We start from the raw sequence: 12,961 nt of genomic DNA, 5'->3' as shown, positions 1-12,961 counted from the left end.
GGGGGTCAGAGAGAGCTATAGCGTTTGAGCAGAAAGAAGATGAGGGCCGAGAGGCTGCACAGGAGCAGGGAGAGCTGGTTTGCGCAGTCGAACTGCCCGTCCATGACGTGGTTGTAGATGGCCAGGGAGAGCGTTTCGGTGCGCCCGGCGATATTGCCGCCGAGCATGAGCGAGATGCCGACTTCCCCCAGCGCCCGGCCGCACGAGAGAATGAGCCCGGTGGTTACGCCGTGGCGCGCCAGCGGCCATTCGATCTGGGTGAACACGGCCCATGGCCGTCCGCCCAGGGTGGCGCCGGCTTCCCGCATGTCGCGATTGATGGCCTGGAATGCATTTTGCACCGGCTTGACCATCAGTGGCAGTCCGGCGATGAAGGCGGCGATCACCAGCCCGGGTGTCCGGAAGATGATCTCCGGGCGCAGGCCGGGAGGCAGCCAGGCCAGCAGCCAACCCTGCTGCCCGAGCGCCATGAGCAGGCCGTAGCCCAGCACCATGGGCGGAAACACCAGGGGCAGCATGATCAGGACATCCAGCGGGCCTTTGCCCGGGAAGTGCTTGCGCGCCAGCAGCCAGCCCAGCAGGGTGCCCAGGACGAGTTGCAGGGCTGTGGCCCACAGGATGACCTGGGCGGTCAGGCTGATCGAGGGCCCTGCGCACAGACCGTTCATGGCGACGCATGGAGGTGAATGAGTTTCAATCCAGGCCGTGGCGACGCAGGATAGCGCGCGCGGCGGGCGTGGCGACGTAATCGGTCCATATCCGCACGGCGGTGTCGTGCTCGTGCGCCTTCGTCACGGCCATGGTGATCTCGATCGGGTCGTAGCAGGTGTCCGGCACGAGGAAATGGCCGCCGATCGAATCGCCTCTGCCCAGGGCTTCCGTGAGGTTCACGAAGCCCGCGTCCATGTCGCCCAGGGCGACGTAGGCGCCGACCTGGGGTACTCCGTCGCTTTCGGTGCGCTTGGCTTGCGTGGCGACGTCCAGACCGGTGCGTTGCAGGCATTGCGCCGCGGCCCGGCCATAGATGGTGCGCTGGTGGTGCGGTATGGCATAGCGCTGCACTGGATCGCCGGCCAGGTCCCGGATCGAATCCAGCGTCAGGCCTTGGCGGTAGATGATCGCCAAGCGGCCGGCGCCCAGGCGCTCGTAGCGGGCGGCCAGGCCTTCGGGCTCGAGCAGCGCACGGTCGCCGATCAGCAGTGCCACGTCGGCATTCTGCCGGGCCTGGGTAACGATGCCGCGGATGTGGCCGAAACTGGCTTCCACCTTGAGGCCGGAAGACGTGGGCAACTGCCGGATCAGTTCCATCAGGGGTTTGCGGTAGCCGCCTGCCGCCGCGATCAGCAGCGTGTCGGCGAAGGCGGCGGTGGCCTGGGCGGCGGACAGGATGAGGCAGAGGCAGAGGCCCAGCAGTCTGGCTTTCATGGCGGTATCAATCTGTGGGTGTATGGAGGAACGTGGTGTTCGGCGGGCGCCACGGGTATTCGAAATATACCAGACTATATATCGAATGAAGGGCCGCCTGGAGAGCCGCCGGGGATAGGCGGCGCTGGCATCCCGGGCCGTTCGGTCCTCAGGGCTTCGGATCGGGATCGGCGGCCACGGCGATGCTGAGCTGGTCGGGGTCGAGCAGGTCGCGCATCGTGGCGTTGACCTGCCCGGCCTTCAGGCCGCGCAATTGGTCGATGATGCGCTGCTGCCAGGCGAAGCTGCGGTCGGTATCCAGGTAGTCGATCCAGCGGCCGGCCAGGTAGGCGTCGTCGGAACGCCCCAGTTCCAGGTAGTTCAGCAGCGACTGGACTCCCTGGTCGACCTCGGCCTGGGTGAAGCCGGTCTTCAGGGTCTCGTCCAGGACGGCACGCATCGAGTTCCGCAGCGCCTCGGCGTTCTGCGCGGCCATGCTGGCGAACAGCGTCCAGGCGCCGGAATCCTCGAAGGGCGAGGCGCTCACGGCGCTGCCCACGCCGTAAGACAGGCCGCCGCGCACCCGGATGCCCTGCCACAGCCGGGAATCCTCGGAGCCGCCGATCAGGTAGTTGGCCAGCATCAGCGCGGGCCAGCGGGGGTCGGTGTCCCGCAGTTTCAGGGGCAGGGCGGCCCGGTATTCGGCATTGGCCTTGCCGGGCGCGGGAATGCGGAAAGTCTCGGGCTTCATCGCGTACCAGGGATCCGCCAGGCGTGCGTAGGCCGGCGCCGCCTGCCAGCCGTCCAGACCGGTGCGCAGATGCCGTTCCACGTCGGCGGGATCGAAGTCGCCGACCACCGCCAGGGACAGGTGGCCCGCGCCGTAGAATCGCTCGTGGAAGCGTTGCAGCCGGTCGCGGCTCAGGTCTTCGGCCTGGGCCAGGATCTCGCCGTTCGTGGGGGTGTAGCGGATATCGTCTGGGCTCCAGGGCTGGTCGTGGCGCTGCAGCGTGTTGCGCACCAGGAAGCCCGGGCTTGAGGCGTCGTCCTCCACGTCGGTGCGCAGGCTGCGCTTCAGCCGTTCCAGTTCGTCCTCCGGGAACGTGGGCGACCGCAGCAGGTGGAAGGCCAGGTCGAGCACGTCGGGCAGGTGTTCGCGGGAACTGCGCATGGACACGCTCAGGACGTTGCCGTCGGTGCCGAACGACAGATCGGAATCCAGCGCGTTCAGGCGATCCTCGATTTGCTGGCGGCTCATGCCGTCGGCGCCGCGCAGCAGCATGGCGCCGGTGGCCAGGGGCGCCAGGCCCTGGCCGCGCAATTCATCGGCGTTGCCGAAACCCATGCGCAGCACGGCGTGGACCTGTTCCCCCGCGGTTGCCTTGGGCAGCAGGGCCAGGGCGACCGGCCCGTTGGGCAGGGTCAGGATGCTGCGCCGGGTGGCGGCGTCGATGGCCTCGGGGCGGGTGTCGAAGGCGGCCACGGCGGGACGCCCGGTGCCGGTCTCGAGTTTCCCGATCCAGGGCTCGAGGTCGGCCGGAGCAGGCGTGGGCGCGTCCTTCGGATCCGGCGTCGGCAGATACAGTCCGCTGGTGCGGTTGCTGGGCAGCAGCCAGGCGCCCAGCTGCGTGCGGACCGTGTCCAGCGTCAGCGCCCGGACCCGCAGACGTTCGATGAAGAACAGGCGCCAGTCTCCCCTGGCGACGGCGTCGGACAGGGCCTGTGCCAGCGCGCCGGACTGGTTGAAGGTCTGCTTCCAGTCGTTCAGCCAGGCGGTGCGGATGCGGTCCAGGGCGGCCTGGTCCAGCTGGCCGATCCCCCCGTCTTCCAGGATGTGCTCCAGGGCGGACAACGCCGTTTGCGGATCCGCGCCGGGCTGGACCTGAGCGCCGAACACCGCGTAGCCGGGCTGTTTCATGGGCCGCGCGAAGCCGAATACGCTGCTGGCCAGGCCCTTGGCGACCAGGGCCTGGTAGAGCGGACCGGCCGGGGTGTCGGCCAGCATGGCGCCGCCGATCGCCAGGGCCGTATAGGTGTCGCTGGCGGCTTCCGGCAGGTGGTACTGCGCCAGGACGATGGGGCTGCCGCCGATGCGCCGCAGGGTGACGCCGCGCGCGCCCTGCTGGACGGGCTCGACCGTATATTCGGGCGGCAGCGTGCGGTCAGGCCGGGCGATGGGGCCGAACACCTGCGCGATCCATTGCAGCGTCTGCGTTGCGTTGAAACGGCCAGTGACGATCAGCGTGGCATTGTCCGGCTGGTAGTAGCGATGGTAGAACGCGCGCAGCGGTCCGATGCCGACGTGTTCCACGTCGGAACGCGCGCCGATGACACTGCGGCCGTAGGGATGCCAGACATAGGCGGCCGAGGCGACCTGCTGCATCAGCATGCTGAACGGGCTGTTCTCGCCGCGCTCCATCTCGTTGCGCACCACAGGCATTTCCGCGTCCAGGTCCGCGCGGGCGATGCGCGCGTTCAGCATGGCGTCGGCCTGCCAGGACAGGTACCAGCGCAGCGTGTCGGGGTCGCTGGCGAAGGTCGCATAGTAGTTCGTCAAGTCGACGGTGGTCGAGCCGTTGGCCGCCAGCCCGCGGCGCGCGAATTCCGCCAGGGCGTCCGGGTGCTTGGGGCTGCCGCGGAACAACAGGTGTTCCAGCAGGTGCGCCATGCCGGTCTCGCCCGGCCCCTCGTTGCGCGAGCCGACACGGTAGCTCATGTTCACCGTGGTCTGGGCGCGGGAATCGTCCGGGGCCAGCAGCACCTGCAGGCCGTTGTCCAGGCGATATTCGGTCACGCCCTCGATCAGGACGACCTGATGGACGCCGGCGGGCAGGGCGGGTGGAGTAGGGGCAGCCTGTGCGGGGCCGGGCAGGAATGTGGCCAGCGACAGGGGCAGCGCCAGCAGGGACAGGAGGGTTTTCAGCCGGATCATCGTCTCAGTCGCATGGGCTATGGGCATTGGATGCCCATCACGTTACAGCAAATGCGGTCGGCATCGGCGCGCGGCGAAAAAAGAATCGCCCGGCGGGCGATTCTCTGAAGGTGGCGGGCCGGCTCCGCCCGCCTGGAGGGCAAGCGCCTAGCTGTGCGTCGGGAACGCGAATTCCGCGCCCTTGGCCTCGCTGTCCGGCCAGCGCTGCATGACGGACTTCTGGCGCGTGTAGAAGCGCACGCCTTCTTCGCCGTAGACGTGCATGTCGCCGAACAGGCTGTTCTTCCAGCCGCCGAAGCCGTGCCAGGCCATGGGCACGGGGATGGGCACGTTGATGCCCACCATGCCGACCTGGATGCGCCGCGCGAATTCGCGCGCGGCGTGGCCGTCCCGCGTGAAGCAGGCGACGCCGTTGCCGAAGCTGTGCTCGTTGATGATGCGGATGGCGGCATCGATGTCCGGCGCGCGGACGCAGGCCAGGACCGGGCCGAAGATTTCTTCCTGGTAGATGCGCATGTCGGGCGTGACGTGGTCGAACAGGCTGCCGCCGATGAAGAAGCCGTCCTCGTGGCCGGGGACGCACAGATCGCGGCCGTCGTGCACCAGTTGGGCGCCTTCGGCGAGGCCGATGTCCAGGTAGCCGCGGATGCGCTCCAGGGCCTCCTGGGTGATGACCGGGCCCATTTCGGCCTGGGGATCCATGCCGTGGGAGACCTTGAGCGTGCGGGCGCGTTCCGCGAGGATCGGCACGATGCGATCCGCCGCGTCGCCGACCAGCACCGCCACCGAAACAGCCATGCAACGCTCGCCGGCGGCGCCGTAGGCCGAGCCGATCAGGGCGTCGACGGCCTGGTTCAGGTCCGCATCGGGCATGACGACCATGTGGTTCTTGGCGCCTCCCAGGGCCTGTACCCGCTTGCCATGCTGCGCGCCGCGTTCGTAGATCGAACGGGCGATAGGCGTGGAGCCGACGAAGCTGATGGCCTGGACTTCGGGGTGGGTCAGCAGGGCGTCCACCGCCTGCCTGTCTCCCTGCAGGACGTTGAACACGCCATCGGGCAGACCGGCCTCGCGCAGCAGCTCGGCGATGCGCAGGGACACGGAGGGGTCGCGCTCGCTGGGCTTGAGGATGAAACAGTTCCCCGAGGCGATCGCCAGCGGGAACATCCAGCACGGCACCATGGCCGGGAAGTTGAAGGGCGTGATCCCGGCGACGACGCCCAGGGGCTGGCGCATGGTCCAGTTGTCCAGGCCGGTCGCGACCTGCTCGGTGTAGTCGCCCTTCAGCAACTGCGGAATGCCGCAGGCGAATTCGATGATGTCGATGCCCCGGGCCAGTTCGCCCTGCGCATCGCTGAAGACCTTGCCGTGTTCGGCCGTGATGATGGCCGCCAGTTCGTCCAGGTGGGCGTTCATCAACGCCAGGAATTTGAACATGACCCGGGCGCGGCGCGGTGCCGGGGTGTTCGCCCAGGCGGGAAAGGCGGCAGCGGCGGCGGCGACGACGGCTTCGACGTCTTCAGGGCCGGCCAGGTGCAATTGGCGCGCGGCCTGCCCGGTGGCCGGGTTGTAGATGGCCTGGGTGCGGTCGCCCTGGCCCAGGGTGCGTCGTCCGTGAATGAAATGGCCGACATCAGCAGTGTCTGCGTAGGCTTGCATGGAGGTCTCCCGATGATTTCGATCATTGCGCATAGGCAAGGTGGACCCAGTGTAGGAACGGTGCCGGCGGCTGCATAGACTCGAAGACTGGAATCATTGTTTGTTTTAATGAACAATGATGCGATGGATGCAAAGAACATTGACAGGCTCTGGCCGCATATCCACTGGCTGATCGTGCTGGCGCAGCAGGGCAGTTTCACCTCGGCTGCGCGGCGGCTTGCCGTCAGCAAGGCGGCCATGAGCCAGCGGATGGCCGAACTGGAGCGGGCGGCCGGGGTGCCCCTGATCCTGCGCACGACGCGCTCGGTGCGCCTGACGGACGCCGGGCAGCGCCTGGTCGAGGACACGCGCGACGCCTACGCGCGCATCGCGCACAGCTTTGCGGAAGTGCGGGACCTGTCCGATGTGCCTGCCGGGCTGCTGCGCATTACGGCGCCCGTGGCCTTCGCGCGCCAGCAACTGGTCGCCCGCCTGCCGGAATTTCTGCGGCGCTACCCGAAGATCCGGGTGGAACTGGATATGCGGGACAGCCTGGTGTCCCTGACCTCGGAGGGCTTCGACATGGCCTTGCGCCACGTCGAGGCGCCGCCGGACACCGATGTGGCCCGGGTCTTGTGCCGCACGCGTACCCTGCTGGTCGCCAGCCCCGCCTACCTGGCGGCGCGGGGCACGCCCCGGGATCCCTCGCAACTCGTGGACCACTGGCACTTGCACTATCCGCGCCAGCAGGGGGCCGCCCACTGGGTGTTCGAGCGTGCGGACGCCCGGCGGACGGACAGGCAGACGACGGTCCCCGTCCAGCCCCGCTTCGTGGTCAACAACAGCGAAGTGCTGCGCGACATGGCCTGCGCGGGGCTGGGCATCGCGCTGCTGCCGGATTTTTCCGCGCAGCATGCGGTTCGCAACGGTGAACTCGTGGAAATCCTGCCCCAGTGGCGCCCGATCGGCACCTTCGGACGGACCATCTTCGCCCTGCGCCCGTATACGCACCGGACGCCCAGGAACGTGCGGGTCCTGCTGGATTACCTGCTGGAGGTGTTTGCCGGCGGCTTCGACTCCGGCCCCGCGTCCGGGCCGCCCAGCGCACCCTGAAAAAAGCGCCACAGGCGCGGGTTGCCGGAGTACGCCACGTTGAAGCGCATCCAGCCTTCCTCCCGGCCTTCCGGATCGAAGTAGCTGCCCGGGGCCAGCCAGATGCCGGCTTTCAGCGCCTGCGCGGCCAGCCGGATCATGCCGTCTCCCGTCGGGCATGGGGCGGGTGGCCGGGCCCACAGGAACAGCCCGGCGCCAGGTTCCTCCCAGACCTCGAATCCGTGCGTGCGCATGGCGGCGGTGACCCGGTCGTGCGCCTGGCGCAGGCGTTCGCGGATGCCGCGCAGGTAGGTGCCATGGCGCCCATCCCGCAGGACGTGGTAGACGGCGCGCTCCATCACCTCGGTCGAGGTCAGGCCCAGCGACATCTTGATGCGGGCGCATTGATCCACCAGCGGCTTGGCGCAGGCCAGGTAGCCTACGCGGGTCGAGGGCATCACGCTCTTCGAGAAGCCGGATACGTAGATCACCCGGCTGAGGCCCGCCAGCGCGGCAAGCATGGGGGCGGGTCCGGGCAGGAGATCGCGGGAGGTGTCGTCCTCCACGACCAGGAAGTCATGGCGCTCGGCTAGTTGCAGCAGGCGGAATGCCCCGGCCATCGTGAAGCTGGCGCCGGTCGGATTCTGCAGCACCGTCGTGACGAACAGGGCGCGGATCGGATGCCGGCGCGCCAGCGCTTCGAGCGTTTCCTCGCGGATGCCTTCGGCCGTCCTGGGGACCGCGTGGACCGTGATGCGGTTCAGGGCCAGGATCTGCAGCAGGTTGGCATAGCAGGGCGATTCGACGGCCACGTGGTCCCCGGGGCGCAGCAGGGTGCGCACGACGATGTCCAGCGCCTGCGTGGCCCCGTGGGTCAGCAGCACCTGGTCGGGTGCGATGTCGAGCCCATGTTCCAGCAGGCCGTGCGCGATGTGCTCGCGCAGGGGATGGTAGCCCAGCGGGTGGCCGTAGGATGAGATCTGGCTGATCGGGACACGGCTGATCTGGCGCATGGCGTGCGGCAACCCGGCCTGGTCGTGCCAGTCCGGAGGCAGCCAGCCGCAGCCCGCCTTGATCGAGATCGAATGGTCGGCGAACACGTCGGCCAGAAGCCAGGAGGCGCCGATGCGCGGCGTCACCCATTCGGGCACCGGCGCGGGCGCGGCCTGTTTCTGGCGCCCGACGCGGAAGTTGGCGCCCGGACGCGACTGCAGCAGGCCACGGGCGACCAGGCGGTTGTAGGCCGCCATGACGGTGAACGTGCTCAATCCGTGGGTGCGGGCGAACTGTCGCACCGAGGGCAGGGTCATGCCCGGGCGCAGCGTGCGCGCCTGGATGGCGTTTTCCAGCGCTGTGACGGCCTGGTCCACCAGGGTCGGGGCCACGTTCCGCCGGCGGTCCGGCTCGAACAGGATCATGGGGGCGCTCGTGTTTTCAATACAGTCGTCTCAATCGGCACAATACAGTTATCCGACTGATCTGTCACCGTCTATGGCCTTCATGCAGGGTCCGGACCAGAATGAAACTGTTCATTTTTTTGGTCTCCGAAACCTTGGATTGAGAGGCTGCCATGCAAACCGAAGCCACACGTTCCCCCGACATGTCCAATTTGTGGATGCCCTTTACCGCCAACCGGCAGTTCAAGGCGCATCCCCGCATGCTCGCCGCCGCCCAGGGCATGTACTACACCGCGGCGGACGGCCATCGGGTGCTGGACGGCACCTCCGGCCTTTGGTGCGTCAACGCAGGCCATGGCCGACAGCCCATCATCGACGCGATCAGCCGGCAGGCCGCGCATCTGGACTACGCGCCCAGCTTCCAGATCGGTCACGAAGACGCCTTTCAGGCGGCGTCCGAGGTGGCGGCCATGATGCCCGACGGCCTGGACCGGGTGTTCTTCACCAACTCGGGTTCCGAATCGGTCGATACGGCGCTCAAGATCGCGCTGGCGTATCACCGGGCGCGCGGCGAGGGCCAGCGGACCCGCCTGATCGGCCGCGAGCGCGGCTATCACGGCGTCGGTTTCGGCGGCATCTCGGTGGGCGGCATCTCGCCCAACCGAAAGGCGTTTTCAGGGGTGCTGCTGCCGGGGGTGGACCATCTGCCGCACACGCATGATCTGGAACACAATGCCTTTTCGCGGGGCCAGCCGGCCTGGGGGGGAGAACGGTTCGCCGACGCCCTCGAAAGCATCATCGCGCTGCATGACGCCTCGACGATCGCGGCCGTCATCGTCGAGCCGCTGGCCGGGTCCACCGGTGTGCTGCTGCCGCCCAAGGGTTATTTGGAACGGCTGCGGGCCATCACGGAAAAGCACGGCATCCTGCTGATCTTCGACGAGGTCATCACCGGCTTCGGCCGCCTGGGCGCGGCCACCGGCAGCGAATTCTTCGGCGTGACGCCCGACCTGATCACCATGGCCAAGGGGATCAGCAACGCCGCCGCGCCCGCCGGTGCGGTCGCCGTGCGCCGGTCCGTGCATGACACCATCATGGACGCCAGCGCGGGGGGCATCGAGTTTTTCCACGGCTATACCTATTCGGCGCACCCGCTGGCGATGGCGGCCATCCGCGCCACTCTAGGCATCTATCGCGACGAGGAGTTGTTCGATCGGGCGAAGACGCTGTCGGCGCCCTTCGAAGAAGCCGCCCATGCGCTCAAGGGCCGACGCCATGTGATCGACATCCGCAATCTCGGCTTGGTGGCGGGGGTCGAGCTGACACTGCGCGAAGGCGCGCCCGGAGCCCGGGCCGCCGAGGTGTTCGCCAAGTGCTTCGATCAGGGCGTTCTGGTCCGCTATACCGGCGACATCATTGCGATCTCGCCCCCGCTCATCATCGACGAGGATCAGATCGGGCGGATTTTCGGGACGCTGGCCAAGGTGCTGGAAACGGTGGATTGAGTTCATCCATGGGGCTGCGGCGCCGCTCGCCATCGAGGGCGCCGAGATCGTCGTCACGGAACTGACCCGGGAGCCCTGGGGCCCGGGCGTGTTCACTTGCGTCGGGCTCGATGTCCTCGACGGGCGCTGCGTCGTGCTGAAGTCCCGCATATATTGCCGGCCGGCGTTCCCGCCGGATCGGGATGCGGAATTCCGATGATGCCTCCGCCCGGGGCCTGCGGATCACCCCTGGCTGGCGGCGATCATCCATTCGTGGGCCGGGTCGTTCTTGAAAATCCAGTGCCGCCGGGGGCCCGCCATCACGTTCAGATAGTACAGATCGTAGCCGTGGGGCGCGACGCAGGGATGGTATCCGCGGGGGACCGACACCAGATCGTGGTCTTCAACCGACATGGTTTCATCGAGGGATCGGTCGTCCGTGTAGACCCGCTGGAATGCGAATCCCTGGGGAGGGTTGATGCGGTGGTAATACACCTCTTCGAGCTGTGTTTCGCGGGGCGCGTCGTCGGTGTCGTGCTTGTGGGGCGGGTAGCTCGAAGAGTGGCCCGCGGGCGTGACCACTTCGACCACCAGCAGGCTTTCCGCGCTGGGATCGTCCTGCGGCAGAATATCGCGCACGAAGCGCTGGTTCGAACCGGTTCCCCGGACGCTGCGGCGCATGGCGGCGGAATCCAGCACCTTGCTCTGTTTCGAGCTGCTTCCCAGGGTGGAGTGGCACAAGGCGATTTCGGCCGGGGAGACAGCGACGATTTCAACCGTCGAATTCGAAGCCGCGTACAGGGCGGCGGGTGCCTTGTCCTCGAAGACGGAATTCCGCTGCCCGAGGTTCGGGAACTGTTGATCGTTTATCCGGACATTGACCGTACCGGTCAGGACGACGATGCAGAGTTCCCCCGCTTCCGTTCGGGCTTGGGCCGATTCGCCTGCGGCGAGGCGCTGCGCCTTGAATCCGACATAGGTCCATCCCGCGTCTTCGGGGCTGGTTTCCACGATGTCCTTCCCGGTTTTGCGGGCCTTGGATAGCAAGGATTGCATTTCAATTCTCCTCAGGCGCATGCCTGTTTTGCCAGGCTTCGACCAGCTGCGCGAAATTCGCGCTGGCGGCTTCTATGAAATCGTGGTCGGTGATCCGGCGGTCCAGCCAGTCGGCGCCCGGGGATTGCCAGATCGAGCGTCCGACCATGAAGCCCTTGACTATGGGGTGGCGGGCCTGCCTGAACGACAGGCTCAATGTTTCCAGAGGCTGGTTCAAGCCCAGCAGCACCACGCCGCGACAATAGGGGTCCTGGGCTTCGATGAGCGCGGCGACTTCGGACCAGGCGGCTTCGGCCATGGGAGTCAGTTTCCACCAATCCGGCTTGATCCCCAGGGAATAGATGCGGGCCAGGCTGTCCAGCACGACGCCGTCATGGACTTGCGCGGTGATCTTGTCCGCCGGCGGAATGATTTCGAGCAGGAGTTCATGGCCACTCTGGCGAGTGGCCTCCCAGAGCTCCAGCAGCTTGTCTTCCTGAGCTTGCAGGATGTCCGCCGCATCGCGGGGATGATAGCTGACCAGGCATTTGACGGTGTGTTCGAGCGGCCAGTCCGCCAGCATGGAGGCGACGGAGGCGGAATGATCGAACTTCAGGGGCCGGGACATTTGCTTTTCGACTGGCCGGCCGAGCCACCATCCGCGCCCGGTCACTGAATACAGGGTATCCGAGCCTTGTTCCCCGCCATCGATCAGGACGCCGACTCGCCCTTGCAACCGATGTTTCGCTTCAATGCGTTCAACGGCGGTGACCAGCATTTCCTTGATGCGCCGGACCTCGGCGAGGCCGGCGCCATGGGCCTTTGCCAAGTCCATGAACTGTTGCCGGTGATCGAAGGCCAGGACGTTCAGTTCATCCCATGCCTTGCGGCTGGCGGTGGTGCGATGCAGATGATCCAGATGCTGGCGGTCGATGTCCCGGCCATCGCGGGAGAGCCAGTATTCCAGTTCGTGCCGGGTCGGCATGGCGGGCGCGCACGCGTGCCGGCTGACGACGATGGCGCCGCATGCATTCGCGATGCGCGCCGCGTCGGCAAAGGTCTTTCCTTGGAGAATCCCGGTCAGCAGTCCCGCCGCGAAGGCGTCCCCCGCTCCCAGCACGTTCAGGACCTGGATTTTCTCGCCCCGGTAGAGCGTGGCGTCTTCGAGGCGCGCGGGAACCTCGCCGGAGATCAGGCAGCACCCCCGCGCGCCCAGCTTCACCACGAAATGCGCCGGGGTGACCGCCCGCAGCGCTTTGAGGGAACCGATCAGGTCATGGGGGACGCCGCCGGCGATCAGGAATTCTTCCTCCGTCCCGATCAGCAGGTCGAACTGGGGAATGATTCGCTGCAGGCTGCGGGAAACGCCCTCATCAGGCACGTAGCGGTTCTCGCCCTCGCCGCGCTTGGTCAGTCCCCAGAGCACCGGGCGGTAGTCGATGTCCAGGATTTTGAAGACCTGATGTCGTTGCGCATAGTCCAGCGCCCGTGTCGATGCTTCTCGGACCAGGGGCTGGGACAAATGAGTACCGGTGATCAGCAGGGCTCGGCTGCTCGCGATGGCGGATTCCGGGATCAGGTCCGGATCGATGGCCATGTCGGCGCAGTTTTCCCGGTAGAACAGAAGCGGAAAGGTGTCGCGGTCCTTGATGCCTAGCAGCACCAGGCCAGTCAGGCGATCCGGGTCCGTCTGTATCATGGACGTGTCGCATCCCTCTTTTTCCAGTGTTTCCACTAGAAAGCGGCCCATTTGCTCGTCCCCGACGCGAGACAGCATGGCGGTCCTCAGGCCCAGCCGCGCGCCGCCAAAAGCGATGTTGGCCGAACTGCCGCCCAGGTATTTCGAAAAACTCGTCACGTCCTCGAGGCGCGCGCCGATCTGCCTGGCATACAGATCGACGGCAAGTCTGCCCAGGCAGGTCAGGTCGAATTTCCTGCCTTCCGCGATATTGAAAATTGTCATCTGAACTTCCGAAAAA

At 66.9% G+C, this 12,961-nt stretch carries 10 protein-coding genes; 3 read left to right on the top strand and 7 right to left on the bottom strand.

Annotated features, from left to right (window positions below):
- Nucleotides 1-5: 5 nt before the first annotated feature.
- The 4 genes from modB to ACTPOE_RS06565 all read right to left on the bottom strand — a co-directional run bounded on the left by modB (nt 6) and on the right by ACTPOE_RS06565 (nt 5,995).
- The gene (gene modB, locus ACTPOE_RS06580) at nt 6-668 is read right to left on the bottom strand and encodes a molybdate ABC transporter permease subunit (protein ID WP_458871402.1); all 663 of its coding nucleotides are present in this window, start codon (nt 666-668) and stop codon (nt 6-8) included.
- A 25-nt stretch (nt 669-693) separates the two neighbouring features.
- Nucleotides 694-1,425: a molybdate ABC transporter substrate-binding protein gene (gene modA / locus ACTPOE_RS06575; protein WP_458871401.1), complete on the bottom strand. Its 732-nt coding sequence runs from the start codon at nt 1,423-1,425 to the stop codon at nt 694-696.
- 148 nt (nt 1,426-1,573) lie between these two features.
- Nucleotides 1,574-4,336 (bottom strand): M16 family metallopeptidase, encoded by a 2,763-nt coding sequence (locus tag ACTPOE_RS06570; protein ID WP_458871400.1) that lies wholly within the window; start codon nt 4,334-4,336, stop codon nt 1,574-1,576.
- A 147-nt stretch (nt 4,337-4,483) separates the two neighbouring features.
- Entirely contained in the window at nt 4,484-5,995 is a 1,512-nt protein-coding gene (locus ACTPOE_RS06565; protein ID WP_458871399.1) for a CoA-acylating methylmalonate-semialdehyde dehydrogenase, read from the bottom strand.
- A gap of 108 nt (nt 5,996-6,103) precedes the next feature.
- Between ACTPOE_RS06565 and ACTPOE_RS06560 the strand changes: the two genes are divergently transcribed.
- Nucleotides 6,104-7,087, top strand: a complete 984-nt coding sequence (locus ACTPOE_RS06560) for a LysR family transcriptional regulator (RefSeq protein WP_458871398.1) — start codon at nt 6,104-6,106, stop codon at nt 7,085-7,087.
- On the opposite strand, the gene ACTPOE_RS06555 is transcribed toward ACTPOE_RS06560, so the two are convergent.
- Entirely contained in the window at nt 7,018-8,484 is a 1,467-nt protein-coding gene (locus ACTPOE_RS06555) for an aminotransferase-like domain-containing protein (protein WP_458871397.1), read from the bottom strand. The genes ACTPOE_RS06560 and ACTPOE_RS06555 overlap by 70 nt on opposite strands.
- 152 nt (nt 8,485-8,636) lie before the next feature.
- Here ACTPOE_RS06555 and aptA point away from each other — a divergent pair, with 152 nt between their 5' ends.
- Nucleotides 8,637-9,968, top strand: coding sequence for an omega-aminotransferase AptA (aptA, locus tag ACTPOE_RS06550; protein WP_458871396.1), 1,332 nt, complete (start codon nt 8,637-8,639; stop codon nt 9,966-9,968).
- A complete protein-coding gene (locus ACTPOE_RS06545) occupies nt 9,880-10,167 on the top strand; it encodes an MlrC C-terminal domain-containing protein (RefSeq protein ID WP_458871395.1) in 288 nt (95 codons plus the stop codon). The genes aptA and ACTPOE_RS06545 overlap by 89 nt, the downstream gene beginning before the upstream one ends.
- A 23-nt stretch (nt 10,168-10,190) precedes the next feature.
- Here the strand turns inward: ACTPOE_RS06545 and iolB are convergent, their stop codons facing one another.
- Together iolB and ACTPOE_RS06535 are read right to left on the bottom strand one after the other, a co-directional pair.
- Nucleotides 10,191-11,009 carry a 5-deoxy-glucuronate isomerase gene (iolB, locus tag ACTPOE_RS06540; RefSeq protein WP_458872771.1) on the bottom strand — a complete coding sequence of 273 codons (819 nt, stop codon included), beginning with the start codon at nt 11,007-11,009 and terminating at the stop codon, nt 10,191-10,193.
- Nucleotides 11,005-12,945, bottom strand: a complete 1,941-nt coding sequence (locus ACTPOE_RS06535) for a bifunctional 5-dehydro-2-deoxygluconokinase/5-dehydro-2-deoxyphosphogluconate aldolase (protein WP_458871394.1) — start codon at nt 12,943-12,945, stop codon at nt 11,005-11,007. Before ACTPOE_RS06535 ends, iolB begins: the two co-directional genes overlap by 5 nt.
- Nucleotides 12,946-12,961: the final 16 nt, after the last annotated feature.

It is taken from the genome of Castellaniella sp. WN (genome assembly GCF_054457555.1).
Note: the sequence above shows the minus strand (reverse complement) of the source record. Positions and strands in the feature narration are given on the sequence as shown.

Excerpts from the sequence above, each read along its gene's own strand:
- modB (WP_458871402.1), bottom strand. The coding sequence starts at position 668 with ATGAACGGTCTGTGCGCAGGGCCCTCGATCAGCCTGACCGCCCAGGTC.
- ACTPOE_RS06560 (WP_458871398.1), top strand. The coding sequence starts at position 6,104 with ATGAACAATGATGCGATGGATGCAAAGAACATTGACAGGCTCTGGCCG.
- ACTPOE_RS06565 (WP_458871399.1), bottom strand. The coding sequence starts at position 5,995 with ATGCAAGCCTACGCAGACACTGCTGATGTCGGCCATTTCATTCACGGA.
- modA (WP_458871401.1), bottom strand. The coding sequence starts at position 1,425 with ATGAAAGCCAGACTGCTGGGCCTCTGCCTCTGCCTCATCCTGTCCGCC.
- ACTPOE_RS06535 (WP_458871394.1), bottom strand. The coding sequence starts at position 12,945 with ATGACAATTTTCAATATCGCGGAAGGCAGGAAATTCGACCTGACCTGC.
- aptA (WP_458871396.1), top strand. The coding sequence starts at position 8,637 with ATGCAAACCGAAGCCACACGTTCCCCCGACATGTCCAATTTGTGGATG.
- ACTPOE_RS06555 (WP_458871397.1), bottom strand. The coding sequence starts at position 8,484 with ATGATCCTGTTCGAGCCGGACCGCCGGCGGAACGTGGCCCCGACCCTG.
- ACTPOE_RS06570 (WP_458871400.1), bottom strand. The coding sequence starts at position 4,336 with ATGATCCGGCTGAAAACCCTCCTGTCCCTGCTGGCGCTGCCCCTGTCG.